13 protein-coding genes are annotated in these 16,493 nt (G+C 42.5%); 3 read left to right on the forward strand and 10 right to left on the reverse strand.

The genetic code is table 11. The features are described 5' to 3' along the window. The first annotated feature begins 48 nt into the window (after positions 1-48). Positions 49-888 (forward strand): DNA ligase, encoded by an 840-nt coding sequence (locus tag EXT43_RS10890; RefSeq protein WP_130167039.1) that lies wholly within the window; start codon positions 49-51, stop codon positions 886-888. 67 nt (positions 889-955) lie between these two features. Then, entirely contained in the window at positions 956-2,323 is a 1,368-nt protein-coding gene (gene yegD, locus EXT43_RS10895) for a molecular chaperone (RefSeq protein WP_130166970.1), read from the forward strand. A gap of 32 nt (positions 2,324-2,355) precedes the next feature. Here yegD and EXT43_RS10900 read toward each other — a convergent pair whose 3' ends face one another. The 4 genes from EXT43_RS10900 to EXT43_RS10915 all read right to left on the reverse strand — a co-directional run bounded on the left by EXT43_RS10900 (position 2,356) and on the right by EXT43_RS10915 (position 6,797). Then, positions 2,356-2,820: a methylglyoxal synthase gene (locus EXT43_RS10900; RefSeq protein ID WP_054551787.1), complete on the reverse strand. Its 465-nt coding sequence runs from the start codon at positions 2,818-2,820 to the stop codon at positions 2,356-2,358. Between the two features lie 8 nt (positions 2,821-2,828). After that, a complete protein-coding gene (locus EXT43_RS10905; RefSeq protein ID WP_054561948.1) occupies positions 2,829-3,461 on the reverse strand; it encodes a LysE family translocator in 633 nt (210 codons plus the stop codon). Between the two features lie 98 nt (positions 3,462-3,559). Beyond that, complete coding sequence (locus EXT43_RS10910; RefSeq protein ID WP_130166971.1) at positions 3,560-5,401, reverse strand: S8 family serine peptidase; 1,842 nt, start codon at positions 5,399-5,401, stop codon at positions 3,560-3,562. 223 nt (positions 5,402-5,624) lie between these two features. Beyond that, positions 5,625-6,797, reverse strand: a complete 1,173-nt coding sequence (locus EXT43_RS10915; RefSeq protein WP_062564256.1) for a multidrug effflux MFS transporter — start codon at positions 6,795-6,797, stop codon at positions 5,625-5,627. A gap of 166 nt (positions 6,798-6,963) precedes the next feature. Between EXT43_RS10915 and EXT43_RS10920 the strand changes: the two genes are divergently transcribed. Beyond that, the gene (locus EXT43_RS10920) at positions 6,964-7,440 is read left to right on the forward strand and encodes a hotdog fold domain-containing protein (RefSeq protein ID WP_130166972.1); all 477 of its coding nucleotides are present in this window, start codon (positions 6,964-6,966) and stop codon (positions 7,438-7,440) included. On the opposite strand, the gene EXT43_RS10925 is transcribed toward EXT43_RS10920, so the two are convergent. The 6 genes from EXT43_RS10925 to EXT43_RS10950 all read right to left on the reverse strand — a co-directional run bounded on the left by EXT43_RS10925 (position 7,437) and on the right by EXT43_RS10950 (position 16,300). Beyond that, positions 7,437-7,919, reverse strand: coding sequence for a polymer-forming cytoskeletal protein (locus EXT43_RS10925; RefSeq protein ID WP_130166973.1), 483 nt, complete (start codon positions 7,917-7,919; stop codon positions 7,437-7,439). The genes EXT43_RS10920 and EXT43_RS10925 overlap by 4 nt on opposite strands. Continuing rightward, complete coding sequence (locus tag EXT43_RS10930) at positions 7,909-9,060, reverse strand: M23 family metallopeptidase (protein WP_130166974.1); 1,152 nt, start codon at positions 9,058-9,060, stop codon at positions 7,909-7,911. The genes EXT43_RS10925 and EXT43_RS10930 overlap by 11 nt, the downstream gene beginning before the upstream one ends. Positions 9,061-9,211: 151 nt before the next feature. Beyond that, positions 9,212-10,525 carry a fumarylacetoacetase gene (gene fahA, locus EXT43_RS10935; protein WP_062564258.1) on the reverse strand — a complete coding sequence of 438 codons (1,314 nt, stop codon included), beginning with the start codon at positions 10,523-10,525 and terminating at the stop codon, positions 9,212-9,214. Positions 10,526-10,668: 143 nt separating this feature from the next. Then, the gene (gene hppD, locus EXT43_RS10940) at positions 10,669-11,715 is read right to left on the reverse strand and encodes a 4-hydroxyphenylpyruvate dioxygenase (RefSeq protein ID WP_130166975.1); all 1,047 of its coding nucleotides are present in this window, start codon (positions 11,713-11,715) and stop codon (positions 10,669-10,671) included. Between the two features lie 315 nt (positions 11,716-12,030). Continuing rightward, positions 12,031-14,754 (reverse strand): metallophosphoesterase, encoded by a 2,724-nt coding sequence (locus tag EXT43_RS10945; RefSeq protein ID WP_130166976.1) that lies wholly within the window; start codon positions 14,752-14,754, stop codon positions 12,031-12,033. Between the two features lie 115 nt (positions 14,755-14,869). After that, positions 14,870-16,300: a peptide MFS transporter gene (locus tag EXT43_RS10950; protein WP_063527708.1), complete on the reverse strand. Its 1,431-nt coding sequence runs from the start codon at positions 16,298-16,300 to the stop codon at positions 14,870-14,872. Positions 16,301-16,493 lie beyond the last annotated feature (193 nt).

Below are 16,493 nucleotides of genomic sequence, written 5' to 3' on the forward strand. Positions count from 1 at the left end.
GTCAAAGCCAGAGCCAGTTAATACTCACAAATTTGCAAGGAAGCAATGATGGTTAAATTCACTCGTGCACTTTTGTGCGCAATCACTTTATTTATAGGCTTTTCAGCCGAAGCGCAACAAGCCCCTTCAGTCCTTTTAGCAAACGTCTATCAAGCCGAAAAGGTAAATGTATCTGACTATTTAGTTAGTGAAAAATATGATGGCGTTCGAGCTATTTGGACAGGGAGTCAATTAGTAACCAGAAATGGTAACCCAATTTATGCCCCCAAGTGGTTCACAGATCCACTGCCAGGTGTATGGCTTGATGGAGAGCTTTGGACTAAGCACCAAGATTTTGCCAATGTGAGCGGGATCGTTCGGAAAGTCACTCCTGTAGAGTCAGAATGGCAAACCGTCAGCTATATGATATTTGATATGCCGGATGCGACAACGCCATTTAGTCAACGCTATGAAAACTACACAAGGTTAGTAAACCAGCTGCAAAGTGAGCATATTAAAGCCGTTGCGCAAATGCACTTTAATGATAACAAGCAACTTAGTTTGTTTATGGATGAACTTATCGCACAAGGAGCTGAGGGCGTCATGCTGCATCTAGCAGCTGCAAAGCATAGTGCAGGGCGAAGTGATGCATTATTAAAGTTAAAGCCTTATTTTGACGCTGAAGCGGTTGTAATCGGTTATATCGCAGGAAAAGGAAAGTACAAAAATATGCTTGGTGCACTCAAGGTGCGCAGCAGTGATGGTACCGAGTTTAAAATTGGCTCGGGGTTTACCGATCAACAAAGAACATCGCCCCCAGCGATAGGTAGTACTATTACCTACAAATATCATGGCTTTACTAAAAATGGCCTACCACGTTTTGCAAGCTTTTTACATGAAACGCCATAGCGTCATTCAAAAACGGCTGCGACTATGGTAAATTTCGCGGCCTTTTTATTGATGTATAGGTGTTAGAATGTTTGCAGGCTTTGATTACGGTAGCTCAAATTGTGCAATCGGTGTAATGGATAACGAGCAACAAGTCTCTTTAGTGCCGCTTGAGCAGGGCAAGCAATATTTACCATCAACACTTTATACTCATCACAGTGCATTAGTTGTCGATTTTGTGACAAAACACCTTACGGGTAGTCCATTTGAGCACGACTTTAAAACTGAGCGACAAGCACTTTTAAATACCATTCCTCGTATTAAATCTGACCTCGATATTCAAGCTGGTGATGAGACCTTATTTATAGGTCGCGAAGCAATTAGCGAGTATGTGCAGTTTCCTGAAGAAGGTTACTTTGTAAAGTCACCTAAATCATTTTTTGGTGCTGTGGGCTTAAAGCAAGGGCAAATAAACTTCTTTGAAGACATTGCCACGGCGATGATTTTAAAAATTAAACAACGCGCCGAGCAATCATTGCAAGACACATTAACAGAAACGGTAATTGGACGACCGGTAAACTTTCAATCAGTCGGTGGTGAAGAGTCTAATCAACAAGCGCTCGGCATATTAGAGCGAGCAGCAAAGCGTGCAGGCTTTAAAGAGGTGTCTTTTTTGTATGAGCCATTAGCGGCGGGGATTGATTATGAAACCTCATTACAGCAAGACCAAAAAGTGTTGGTTGTCGATATTGGCGGGGGTACTAGCGATTGCTCATTTGTACAAATGGGGCCTAGCTTTCGTGATAAGCAATGCCGTGACAATGACTTTTTAGCTCACAGTGGTAAGCGTGTGGGTGGAAATGATTTAGATATTGCGCTGAGCTTTCATGGTTTAATGCCATTGCTAGGTTTAGGCACTGAGTTTAAATCGGGTCTTCCACTGCCGAATCAACCGTTTTGGCAAGCCTGTAAAATCAATGATGTAAATCTGCAAAGCCAGTTTTATAGCGATGCCCATTATCGTGAGTTACTGACTCAACTTCGAGAAGTTAAAGAGCCTGCGCTTTTTAAACGCTTAATTCAATTGCAGCAAAATAAGCAAGGTCATCAATTAGTGCAGCAAGGCGAGGCGGCAAAAATTGCGCTTTCGTCAGCCAATGAATTTACTACAGATTTGCGCTTTTTAGATTCAGACTTAACGCAGTGCTTAACGCTAAAAGATCTAGCTTTAGCCGTTGATGATTCGATAAGCCAGATAGTGAGCCTAGCTAAACAAGCGATTCAAGAAGCAGGCACAACGCCTGATGTAATTTACTTAACGGGCGGTAGCGCGCAATCACCACTGATCAAAGCCGCGTTAAAAGCCCATTTGGGTGATATTACTATGCTGAACGGGGATCACTTTGGTAGTGTTACTGCAGGTTTAACTAAGTGGGCGCACAAGCTTTATAGCTAATAGCCCCCACTTTGATATATCGACTTATAGAACTAAAGAGTCACTTGGCGCGTTGCAAGGTATTTTTCGTAATCTGGCAACGTGCGGCACAGCTCAGTTTCCATCATAGGTGAGCTTAATAGCATATCGGCACTGACTTCATTACAGGCAACAGGAATATTCCAAACCGCAGCTAAACGCAGTAATGCTTTTACATCAGGGTCGTGTGGCTGCGATGCAAGTGGATCCCAGAAAAACACCAGCATGTGCACTTCATGTTCAGCAATTTTAGCACCGAGTTGTTGATCGCCACCCATAGGGCCACTTAGCAGCTTAATTACCTCAAGCCCTGTTGTACGCTCAATTAAATGACCTGTTGTGCCCGTACCGTATAGCGTGTGCTTACTTAAAATGTCTTGGTGTTTTTCACACCACGCCTGAAGGGCAGCTTTTTTACCATCATGGGCTACGAGGGCAATATTCTTTTTGGCTGGTAAGGCTTGTTGTTTTTGTTCCATAAGTGCTCTTATATCAATAGGTTAATTGCTAGTGCAATAAACACCAGCCCCGTGATCCGATCAATCCAAATTTGGGTTTGTGGGTGCTCACGAAAATAACTGGCTATCTTATCGCCGAAATAAATATACGTGCAGTCGATAGGAAAAGCAAAAAGCGGGTAGAGTAAACCAAAAAAAGCGAGCTGAAAGGTCGTTGAAGATAAGCTCGGATCGACGAACTGCGGAATAAACGCAATAAAGAATAGAGCGACTTTTGGATTAAGTACCTCGGTCATCATTGCTTGAAACATCACATTTTGCTTTTTACTGGTACTTACATGGGGTTTTTCTTCGCACTCTGACTCAGGCTGTGTAAAGGTGTCTTTTAGCGTCATTACGCCCAAATAGCAAAGGTACGCCGCACCTAAATACTGCACTGTGGTATAGGCAACAGTCGACGCTTTTAAAATTGCTGTTAAACCCACCACCGCAAAAAAAGTATGCACCACACCACCTAAGGCAAAACCAAAGGCACTTTGCATCCCGGCTTTACGGCCATTGGCAAAGGTTTGTGCCATTAAAAATGCATTAGAAGGGCCGGGGGCTACGGCAATTAAAAAGCTGGCGCCTAAAAACGACAGTAGAAATTCTGGATTGATCATCGGCACAAAGATAAAAAGCTAGGTAGTTGATTTTAACAAGCTTCTAGAAAAAGAAAAAGCGGGCAATCAATGCCCGCTGATTTGGGTTGGGGAAAGTATTAGAATGTCACAGTGCTATTGTTTGAACAAACAGTTGTGCTTTGTGCCTCACATACTTGGTAAGTGTAAGTACCACCGCCTTTTGTTGTGATAGTGTCAGTGTAGCTGTTAGTGTTTGCCACTGAGCCTACTTTGCTGCCGTTACGGTAAACATCTACAGTGCTTGTAGCAGCGCCACTCCAGCTTAAATCTACATACGCTGTACCTTTCGATTTGTAACCTGAAGTAGAAAGGCTAATATCATCGCTACCTGGTGTTGTACCACCGCCATTATCGCCACCACCTGCACAGCCATTGGCTGTTAGGTATGCATCTGCGTCAGCTGCTTTCACAATACCGTGACCGAAGTAAACATCGTGACCAGAAGCACCTTGATCTTCTGCCGTTGCTTTTAGTGCATCACGGATTTCTGTACCCGTACATTCAGGGTGATTTGACCATACTAGCGCTGCGATACCTGAAACAGCAGGTGTTGCCATTGATGTACCGCTCATGAAACCATAATCACTAGTGCCAATTGCGATATCAATAGTTGTGCTTGAAAGAAGAGCTGAACGGTCTTCAAGTGCCGCACCAACAGCTGGAATTGTTGTATCGTTAGTTTCGCCTAGTGTAGCGTATAACATGCCTGCTTCGTTATTGATGATAACAGCACCGATACCGCCTGAGTTCTCGCAGTTATTTACCTTGTCATAGAACGAGATATTACCGCGGTCAATCATACAAATTTTCCCCGCTGCACCAGCATCTACGCTTTCAGCAGTACCCATGTAATACGCCGTGCCTGATGCATTACCTGAGTTTTCCATTGATGAAGTAGCAAAGCCTGCGCCATCAGCTGCTAAGCTAGCTGACGTTGCCATACCTGCAGGGTAAGTAGAAAGTGTATCAACACCACCTGCTGTTACTTCAACACAGATAGTTTCATCTGTAGTAGCGCGTTTACCGCGACCAGATGTACAGCTAGGGAACTGCGAGAAATCTGCAATTTGGTTGTCCGCATCATTTGCACCAACCATCATTACTGATGGATAACCTGCAGGGTATGAACGTACGTTGTTACCATCGTTACCCGCCGCAGCAACAACTAAACCGCCAGCGCTTGTGAAATTAGCAAATGCGTTAGACTCGGTGCTATTTGAACCACCGCCACCAAGGCTCATGCTGATGATATTTGCACCTGCTTGAGAACATAAATCTGCTGCGTGTGCTAAGTCTGAAGAGTAACCCCAGCCTTCAGCGTTGAATACTTTGATGATGTGCATTGCCACACCGGGTGCCATACCAACCACACCAACATTGTTGTCTGCTGCGCCAATAGTACCTGCTACGTGAGTACCATGTGGACCACCATTGTCGTACCAGTTGCCTGTGCCACTGTCATTATCACCTGTAATGTTACCCCAAATGAAGTCAGGGTTTGTAGCATCTAAACCTGAGTCAATTACACATACTTTCATGCCAGCATTTGCATCGAAGGTAACTTGATCAGCTTGTGATTGGTAAACTGCGTAAGGCGTTAATTGCTGCTGCATTGCATTACCAGCGTCATCGTTATAAAGCGCCATTGGTACACGTTTTTGGTCTTCTTCAATTAGTTTGATGTGAGGGTTGTTTAGTAAGCCTTTTACACTTGCAAGGTCATGACCTGTAAATTGCGCTGCAATAAAGCCATTACCATCAACTTTAATATCACCACCAAGCTTTTTAGCGAGTGCTTTAACTACGCCTTTTTTATTGTTGTCTACTTGAATGATGTAACGGTCATTTGCTGCGTTTGCAGTTCCTGCTGCACATAGTCCACTGATGATCAGTGCTAATGCTAATTTATTCTTTTTCATAATTCGTATCCCAAACATGTTGTTGAGTTAACTAAATGTTAACGTGAGTAAACAATAGTTTAATGGTGCTATAGGTACAAGCAAAATAATCCATAAAACTGGAACAAATTATTCTAGAAAGATGCTTTTTATAACGGTAGGAAATAACAGGATGTCTAAACGGGTAAATAGAATATAACGATTCTCATTTACCCATTATGACAAAAAGTATGATAAAACTTTTTTATGACAAGTGCTTATGTTTGAACAGTAAGTAGGTGAAAGGGATGAGCATTAAAAAATGCACGCCAATTAATACTGGTGTAGTCAAATTTAACAATTGCGTTATAAACACTAATAAGCTTGCGCCACTCATTTGCATTAAGCCAATAAGTGCTGATGCTGTGCCTGCTTGCTTAGGAAACAAGCTTAGTGCACGGCCTGCTGATGAGCCAAGTGTCAGTGCAAAACCAAACGCAGCAATAAACATCGGAAACATCAACGCAAGCGCAGTACGTTGTTGGCTAAAGGCCAACATTAAGGCACCTGCGATTACAAGCAACAAGAGTCCTGCTTTTAACGCGCGTTTTGGTTGGCGTTTGATGTACAGTGGCATAATAAAGCTTGCAACAATGCTCAAGACCGCATTACAGGTAAACCAGAAAGTAAAGTCGGTAACACTGCCACCTAATTCAGTAATAAGCCAGCCAGGTGCTAAGGTAACAAAGACTAAAATAGCCGACATAGTTACCAAGCAAATTAAGCTATGAAATAAAAACAATGGCGTGCTGATAATTGGCATAAAACGGCGCAGGTCAAGAATATGACCACTATATACACTATCTGCAGGACGGGTTTCTTTGTACATTAACAAGGTTATGAATAAACCAATGAGTGCAAATACAGCCATGAATAAAAAGTTCATGCGCCAGCCAAACTGTACTGTGAGCCAAGCGCCTAAAATTGGTGCGAGGGCAGGGATAAAGCAGACGATACCATTAAGATAAGTAATGATTTGGCCGCTACGTTCACTACCAAATCTATCTCTTACAATGGCAAACGCTACTACAAATGTGGCACAGGCCCCCAAACCTTGCAGTGCTCTTGCAATCATCAGGCTTGTAAAATCAGGTGCCAGATAGGCGCCAAAAGCCGCTAAACCATAAATTGTCACACCGTTAATTGCCACAGGCTTACGACCAAATTTATCTGCTAATGGCCCTGCAATGAGCTGTCCAAGCCCAACGGTAAGCATAAAAATAGCGACGGTTTGCTGAATTTGCTTTTCTGAAGCGCTGAATTGTTCTGCAATGGTCGGAAATGCGGGTAAGTAAATATCAATTGCTAACGGGCTAAAGATAACCAGAAGGCCAAGAATAAATAGTAAGCTGAGGTTTTTGTGCTGGCGTGACTGCATTCGCTCTCCTTTAAAACGGTATTTTATGTGCCTCTAAAGGAAAAGAAAAGCATTCACTTAGCGAAATGTGTAATCATCAAAACTGCTTACAAAAATTTTCCATTTCGCTATCTGGTCTGATGTGTTAGCTTTTTATCTCACATCATAAAAATAATGGATAAACGTCGTGAGCTCACAATCATCATTATTAAAAATTTGGACTAAATGCCAATCACTGCCAAAGGGTAACTGGTTGTTTAGTAAAGCCGTGTGCTTTAAAGCTCCTTACTTTGGTTCAATAAAGCCATTGATCACAAATTTAACTGCTGGGCATTGCAGCGCAACTGTTAAAAATCGCCGAGCAATCCATAATCACATTGGTACCATCCATGCAATTGCACAATGTAATGTTGCTGAGCTATGCGCTGGCTTGATGGTTGATGCAACTGTGCCGGCAAAAACACATCGCTGGATCCCAAAAGGCATGACAGTGAATTATTTAGCGAAAATTGACACAGACATGCGTGCTGTGGCCCAGATAGAAGTGCCGAGTGAGTGGTTAGAAAAGCAAGACTTGCTAGTACCCGTGAAGGTTTATAATAGCCGCGATGAACTCGTTTTCACCGCGGATATTACAATGTATGTAACCGCTAAAAAACGTTAAGACTTATCAGCGGCTTGTTTGTTTACAAACGACAGGTCGTTGTCATCATCAGCCAGTATTGAAGAGCTGTTTTGTTCTTCAGGCTTAATAGGCGCCACATTATTTTCTTCATTACGATGTTTTAAGCTGCCTTCAATGATTGCGCCGGCTTCGATGCTCAGGGTGTCATGAAATACATCGCCATGAACTTCTGCAGTGCTTTCAATTGTCACTTTATTGGCAATAAGCGAACCAATAATTTTACCTTTGACGATGACACTGTCAGCTTCAATAACACCTTCAATCATGCCAGTGTGACCAATTACTAAATGTTTAACACGTAAATCGCCTTCGATGCGACCGTCAAGCTGAACTTCACCTTGGCTGCTGAGGCCGCCAGTTAAACGAACGTCTTCAGAAATAATTGAAGGAGTGTGGTTGGTTCTTTTTAAAGATGAGCCAGACGAGCTAGCTGCTGATTGTTTTTTTTTACCGAACACGAGAAAGCGCCTTTGTTATTTTAACCGGGTTGACATGTTTGCCATTCACTAAAACTTCGTAATGTAGGTGAGTGCTGGTACTACGGCCAGTACTACCCATTAAGCCGATGACATCGTCTTTAGTCACTGTTTGGCCTTTTTTAACCTTAATTTTATTAAGGTGACCGAAGCGAGTAACGAAGCCATTTTTGTGTTGTAGTTCGATAAAGTTGCCATAACCGCCATTACGACCAGCACGTAAAACGGTGCCGTCAGCGGGAGCAAAAATTTCGGTTTTATGCCAACCTGCTAAATCAACGCCTTTGTGAAAAGCGCGGCGGCCATTCATTGGATCTTTTCGTAGACCATAACTACTTGAAATGTAGTAATCGGCAGCAGGAAGTGTTTGTGGTAATTCGCTCAGTAAGTTTTCGAGGTTATTTAATGCAAGCAATTTGTCGGCAATTGCTAAAAACTCAAGAGGGATTTTTGATTCGTCGAATAAGTCTAATGGACCACCCTGTGCGGTATCTGTACCTTCTAATACCGAACCATTGGCAAGGCTACTATCAAGGCCTGCGCCCTCTAACATAGCAACAATTTCTTGGTGGCGAAGTTTAATTTGCTCATCTAATACAACAAAGCTGTTGTTATAAGCTGCATCAAGGCGAGCTAGGCGCTCAGAAATGCTTTCAAAGCGTTTAACTTGCTTTGGTTGCTGTTCATCTTCTAAAGGTGCGTGAAACTCTTCAGCGTGCTCCTGAACAGGTAAAAGCAATGGCTCTGCGTCGGTTGGCAGTGCCGGTTTGTTCATTGATTCTGGTAATGACTCGATCATGCTTTGCAATAGCGCTTGTTTTTGTTCAAGTACGGCTAATTGCTCGAGCTGTTTTTCATAGACAGCTTGTTGCTGATAATGCTGTTTTTGCCATTCTTGCTGTTTGGTAAGCTGGGTTTGTTCAATGCTGGTGATCTTGTCAGCTTGAGAAATGATTTGTAGTGTCGAAATGCTTAACCAAACAATAGCAGTTAAAATGACTAGTAAAGTCGTTAATTGCACCCAAGGGGCTAATACTAAGTGTTTTACCTCGCCATTTTGACGGATCAACAGCTGACGAGCTGGAAAAAACGTGCGATAAAAAGACTTAAGTTTAACTAACATGGCGTACAAAATTTGACTAATAACCGAGCTAAGATAGCAATCTGATTTAAAAAAGCCAGCAAAAAATTGTAACTCAACTGAAAAAAATGCAAAAAAAAGGGCAAAAAATGCCCTTAATCGTTGTTCTGGAAATAAAAATAGCTAGTTATTTTTATTTTGCAGGTAGTACTGTACCTTCGACTGAACCAAAACCAATACGTGCAAAACCGTCTTTTTCACACCAACCACGCATGATTACGTTGTCGCCATCTTCTAAGAAAGCACGTTGTTCGCCATTAGCTAGGGTGATCTTTTCTTTACCACCGCGTGATAGTTCTAATAATGAACCAGCTTCTTCGTGCTCAGGACCTGATTGCGTACCTGAACCTAACATGTCGCCTGGTTGAAAGTTACAGCCATTTACTGTGTGGTGAGTCACCATTTGCGCAACGGTCCAGTAAGAGTGCTTGAAGCTTGATTTAGATACTTGTGTTGGTGCTTCGCCAGCTGCACGCATCTTTTCAGTTTCGATTTGTACATCCATTTTGATATCGAATGCACCAAACTCACGGTTATGAGCTGACTCTAAATAGTCCATTGGTTGAGGATCGTTTTCGTCACGTGTCCAGCTTGTTCTAAATGGTGCCAGTGCTTCTGTGGTAACAATCCAAGGAGATACAGTCGAAGCGAAGTTCTTCGCAAGGAATGGACCAAGAGGCTGGTATTCCCATGCTTGTAAATCACGCGCAGACCAGTCATTAAATACACAGAAACCAAATACGTGGTTTTCAGCATTTTCAATGGCAATCGCATCGCCTAATTCATTACCTTTACCAAGGTAGATACCTAACTCAAGTTCGTAGTCTAGACGTTTACAAGGGCCGAATGATGGTACTTCTGCATCTGGTGCTTTAGTTTGACCGTTAGGGCGGTGGAACGTTTGACCTGAAACATCAATTGACGAAGAACGGCCGTGATAACCAATTGGTACCCATTTGTAGTTAGGTAGAAGTGGGTTATCAGGGCGGAATAGACTACCTACCGCTGTTGCGTGGTAAATAGAAGTATAAAAGTCAGTGTAATCACCAATACGGCACGGTAGCGCAAATTCGATGTCTGCTTGAGCGATAAGCGCTTCGCTTAATTGTGCTTGCTCACTCGCACCTTCACGAAGTGCTTTTGATAGGGCAAGACGAAGTGCAGACCAATACTGCTGACCAAGACCCATAAATTCATTTAATGTAGCTTGGCTTGCTGCTTTAACTGCAACCTGTGCATCACCAGAGAATAAACCAAGTTCGTTTACTTTCGCTAAATCGATAACTTGGTCACCAATTGCGACAGCGCCACGGAACGCTTCGTCTGAATTTTTACGACGTACTTCTGCAAAAGGAAGGTTTTGAATTGGGAAGTCACAGTTCGCTTCGTTAGCAGATGCAACCCAGCTTTTTAGATTAATATCGTGGGTTTCGTTAATTAGGCTCATACTCTTTCCTTATTTGTTCGCGCTGATTTATTAGTTATCTATATGGAGGCAATCAACGCAATTTAAACAGTTAGTTTAAAACAGAATTTAAAACGACAAAAAGCAGCGTGTGAATAACGCTGCTTTTTATTCATTATGATGATTTAGATTACACCACGACGCTCTTGATCACGTTCGATTGATTCGAAAAGCGCTTGGAAGTTACCTTCACCGAAACCGCCGTCATCTACACGTTGGATCATTTCGATAAAGATAGGGCCGAATAGGTTCTTCGAGAAGATTTGTAGTAGGTAACAATTTTCGCTTTGGCTATCTACTAGGATCTGATGCTTACGGATCTTCTCTTTATCTTCTTTAACCCAAGGCACACGGTCAAAAATAGTGTCGTAGTACTCAGGGATGATATCAAGCGTCGCAATCGTTGATTGGTCAAGCTTATCAAGTGAGCTTACTAGGTCATTCGTTAGGAATGCTAAGTGCTGTACACCCGGACCATTGTACTCATTTAAGTACTCATCGATTTGGTTATTGTTGTTATCTTTCCCTTCGTTGATTGGAATCGAGAAAGTACCGCACGGAGATTTAAGTGCGTAAGATAATAACGCTGTTTTTTGACCTTTAATGTCGAAGTAACGAACTTCAGTAAAACCAAATACGTCTTTATAGAAGTTAGCCCATGTTTCCATCGTGCCTTTATAAACGTTATTGGTTAAATGGTCGATACGGATGAAGCCTTTGTCTTCAACAATGTTTTGCTCGTTTAAATCTTCAAAATCTGACTCATAGATAGAACCTTTGTCGCCAAATTGCTCAATGAAATAGATTAAGCTGTCGCCGATACCGTAGATAGCTGGGTAAGGTAAATCTTTGTGTGTTGAATCTGTGGCAGGTTTTGCACCGCGCTCAACAGCAACTTCGAATGCTTTTTGTGCATTCTCTACACGCCAACCCATAGAACAGATCGCTGGACCGTGGCTTTTAGCGAATTCAGCAGAGAAACCATCACGCTCATTGTTTAGTAAGAAATGAATGTCATGCTGGTTATAATAAACAATGTCTTTACCTTTGAATTTTTTTAGCTTTGAAAAGCCAAAATCAGTAAACACTTTGTCCATGTAATCTGCATCTGGTGTTGCGTATTCAGTGAATTCAATGCCCACTAGGCCTAACGGATTATTTACTTCGCTCATTGTCATTACTCCCGCAATTATAAGCACTGCGCTAAAAAAGAATTATTGTTCTGTAATGAGCGGATGATTAACCAGAATCTCAATAAGGGGAAGATCCCCGCACTATTTAGCCAAAGCCCCTTTTGTAAATTAAATGGGACAATGATTTTAATTTCAGCAATTGCAGTTTCAAAGGCAATGAGTAAGCCACTAGGTTGACTAATGCCTACTATTCTATTTTGTGGCTATCTATATGTATTTAAAGGTAAATTTAAGTATTTGTCAGGCAATAAAAAAGGCCTGAAATGGCCTTTTTCATTAAGTTTATTGTATAGTTTAGTTTACGGTTTGGCGCGCTTTGTTAAAAAACTTGCTGCGTTGTTGTAACCAAGGGTTATTCATAATTTGTGGCGCAGCTTGATAATGGCGCTCAACCACTTGGTTTAAGGTACGGGTTGATTGCGTAAAATTAAGTTGCTGCTGTGCAGCACCCATATTAGCAATCTCGGCATCTGTCATTGCACGACCAGCAAATAACAAGGCGTTTAAGTAACCCGGCTTAGTTTCGTAGTCATTATCGGTTAAAAGTAAGGCCGCATCGTTGATTGCCCAGCGCTCATTGATTTCACCTTCATCTTTAATACCAATCAGCTCGCCATCAAGATAAATTTTTAGTGCCCCGTTGTTTGGAGCAGCATAAAACACAAAAGCAATACGGTGCCAGCTGTTTGCTGTAAGCTCGCCAAAGTAACCACTGTCACTGGTGGCAATACCGATGGCGTTATCTCGGCTAACGTAAAGGTCTGCGTCATCACTATTAGTAATATCGGTTTGTAATAATGAACGCCACTCATTGGTGCTTTGTTCTGGCCACATAATATCCATCACTAAGGTGTAATCAGCGATAAGGCCTTCTGTTTGGTAATCACCGTTTGCGGCACTATTAGCCGTTAAGGTTAAGCCTTGCGTTGGGCTATGGCGAGCAAAGGCGAGCACGCCTGAGGCACCCGTCGGTAAATCAGCAATTTCAAGCTCACTGGTAGTGGCAAATTGGCTATCTTCTGGCCCCCAATTTTTGTCTTCAGGGTCATAAAAGCTGAGTGTTGCAGGGCCAAAGTCACTGCTAAAGCCTTGCTCAGAGTTGTTAAAATTCCATACTGTGACCGCATCATCTGCTTTACACGCATTAAGCATGTTATCGGTATCGATATATAAACATTGGCTGGTGCGTGCTCGCGCGTAGTTATCAAGTAGCCACCAACTTTCAGCGACCAATTGTGCTTCTAAGTTTGGCAGAGCAGGGAAGAATAATTCGCTATTTAGCGCTGGGCCTTTAAATAGGGCAACGAGGTAAGTGCTTGCATCATCAATGTTATCTGGCACAACCGAGACCCATTCTGGCTGGCTTTCGAGCATGCTTTTCAACTGGCTGCCTGTCACCTCAACTTGATAAATTGAATTAAAGCCCGGGGTATTCGATGGTTGGCGTTCAACCTTAAACGCGGCATGAAAATCTTCTTGGGTTAATGTACCCGGTAGCCAACGATCTTGTACTTGGCTTGCATCAAGTAAGGCGGCATCAATAGCAGGGAACTGCTGAATAGTTGCTTTGGCTGTAATCGTGGTGAGCTCTTCTGCAGTAGGGTAATTTTCTGAAACGGCAATTTCGGTGTTTGCATCTGGGGCATAGCGACCCATGATTTCATCGATGGCGTTTTTAGTGCTTTCATCTTGGGTCGTAATGCTGGTGGTTGCGATGGTTTTGTAATCAACATCCGCAAGTGTTTTGTCTTCAAGGTTAAAGGTTAAGGTAAGATCGGTCAGACCTTGTGCAAAAAAGTTTGGCTGAATAACAATGCTGCCGTTATCTAAGGTTTGATAACTTTCACCGCCATGAGTATGCCCACCAAGCACTAAATCAATTCCCGCCACATTTTGTGCAATGCGGGTGTCAGTGCCTTCACCTAAGTGACTGACCATGACCATGTAATCAACATCTTGACGGTATTGGTTTACAATCTGCTCTGCCACGTCTTGCCACTGCCAATTCATTTTAAAGTTAGCGATAAAATCAGGAATTGGCTCGTCTTCAACTGGTTCATCAAGTTCATTCCAAGGCACTGAAGTCATGCCAAAAAAGCCAATACGAAGGCAACCTACTTGGACAACAGAAAAATCGACACCGGCAAACGGCGTATCATCGCTACCATCATATTCGGTGTTACTTGAAAGCACGATGGCATTATCGTCATCGGCAAAGTCTAGTAGTTGCTCAGGTCCCCATGCGTAGTCGTGATTACCAATCACACGTACGTCAAAAGCCATGGCTTTTATTGCTTCGACTGTGGCTAACCCTTGTGATGTTTGTTCAGCTACGGTGCCTTTTTCATAATCGTCACCGCCATTGGTGAATAAAGTATTAGGGTTTTCAAGTTTAGCCTTGTCGTAGTAACTGCGAATACGGCTGAATAACTGCTCTTTAAAGCCAAAGCGCGCGTGTAAATCTGCAACATGAATAAAGCGTACCGTTTGGTTACTGGCTGTGTCATTACATTGCTCGCCAATGGTTTTACTGGCTGCAGGAACGGTGCGAGACATTAAAGCAAAACTACCAAATTCTGTAATATCACTGACAGCAAATCCATCATCGCTTTGTTCAGTACTGAGAGTTTGCCATTGCTCATCAACTAACTGCACTATGCTAAAGGCAAGGTTGGTTTGTTCATCTGGTAACTTAATCGCTAAACTTAATGGCTCAGCAAATATCAGGTTATTGGGGCGAAAGGTATGAATACTCGAGACAATACCTTGCTCTATATCCGTGCTTGAGGCGCTCGTCTCAGTGTAAGTAAATGTAGTGTCTGTTGTGACTGTGTTACTTATTGCATTAAGTGTGACATCGCCTTGTGCGAATTCAGCTGATACGCCATTTTCGACAGTAATAATCAAACCAGACTGATCAGGAGCTGTTGCGACTTCTTTTTTTGTTTTATCGCCACCGCATGCTGTTAGTAATAAGCTGGTCAGAATAATGACCAGTAGTTGAGTGTTAGAGCGCACTTACTCAGTTCCTTTGCAAACCAAATTAATATCAGAATATAGTATCAGTTTTAAGGACGCAGAGGGAATAGGGGAGAGAGAAATTCCCCGCAGCGGGCGCTACGGGGAATAAAAATTATTGCTTTTCAGCTGTCACTTCTAGCTCTTCAGCTAGGATGTGCTCAGTAGTTTGTGGCTCGTGTTGACCTTCAGCACCATGCATCCAAGCGACTAGCTTGTCACTTAGTAAGTACATGATCACAGCAGAAAGAACCGCTGTTGCGCCTAAACCAATGAAGATACCCATCGCGTTGTCTAACGCTTCTTCACCTTCACCTAGGAAAGAACCTACGAAACCTGCAATCTTGTTTGCAACCGCTGTACATAGGAACCAAATACCCATAAGCATTGAAGCTAAACGTAGAGGTGCAAGTTTACTCACCATAGATAAACCAATTGGAGATAAACATAACTCACCTAGCGTGTGGAATAAGTAGAATAAAACTAACCACATCATGCTAATTTGTAGGTGCTCACCTTGACCTTGTGTCATTAGCGCTAGGATCATAGTGATGAAACCAAGTGCTAAGAAGATAAGTGCAATAGCAAACTTAACCGGTGAATTTGGTTCACGTTTATCAAGCTTTAACCAAATAATGGCAACTAAAGGTGCAAAAACAATGATGAAAATTGAGTTTAAAGATTGGAACCAAGAAGCTGGTACTTCAAAACCAAGTAACATACGGTCTGTGTAATCGTTAGCGAAAAGGTTCATTAAACCACCCGCTTGTTCAAAGCCCATCCAGAAGATGATGCTGAATACACTCATAGTAAAGATAACTTTAATACGGTCAGTTTCTACTTTAGTTAGTGGCTCTTTAGTGTTTGATTCAGACTGTGCTTGAGAAAGCTTAGCAGAAGGCACAACACCGATATCGCCTAAGTATTTGTTGCTTAATGCAAGCTGTAAAAGTACAGATAACACCATACCAACACCGGCTACGATAAAGCCCCATTGCCAGCCCATTGCAGCTGCAGCATAACCCGCAACTAGAGGACCTAATGCACCACCTAGGTTGATCCCCATGTAGAAGATAGTGAACGCGCCATCACGACGTTGATCACCTTCTTTGTATAGATCACCTACCATAGTTGAGATGTTTGGCTTGAATAAACCGTTACCAATACAAAGAAGTGTTAAACCAATATAGAATACGTTTTCTTCTTGGCCAGCTAAGTAGCTGTGTGGGATACCCATAGTGAAATGGCCTGCAGCCATCAATAAACCACCAAGGATAATTGCTTTACGTTGTCCTAATACGTTATCGGCTAACCAACCACCGAATAGTGGGGTGATGTATACAGCCATTGTGAAGGTACCATAAAGGCTTAATGCGTCTGCATTTGACCAACCAAAACCACCTTCTTGTACAAGCGCTACTAAGTATAAAACTAAGATGGCGCGCATGCCGTAATAACCGAATCGTTCCCACATTTCTGTGCCGAACAACAGGAATAACCCTTTAGGATGCCCTAAAAAGTCACCTGCTTTAGGTAATGAACTCATATTTACTTCCTAACTCTAAGTTTTTATTTGAGGCCTTATTGTTTTTGCTTTGGTCGTTCTATGTATTTATTTAGTGAACGGGCGGCCATGTTTTTTGATGCAGCTAAGATAATGGTTTGTTGCTCAAGTTTTGTACTTGAAGGAAAGGGACACACCCTTATCCTAGCTACAAGTGCGCTACAGTATACATAGA

This window comes from Pseudoalteromonas sp. CO109Y, from assembly GCF_004208935.1.
GTDB classification, from domain to species: domain Bacteria; phylum Pseudomonadota; class Gammaproteobacteria; order Enterobacterales; family Alteromonadaceae; genus Pseudoalteromonas; species Pseudoalteromonas shioyasakiensis.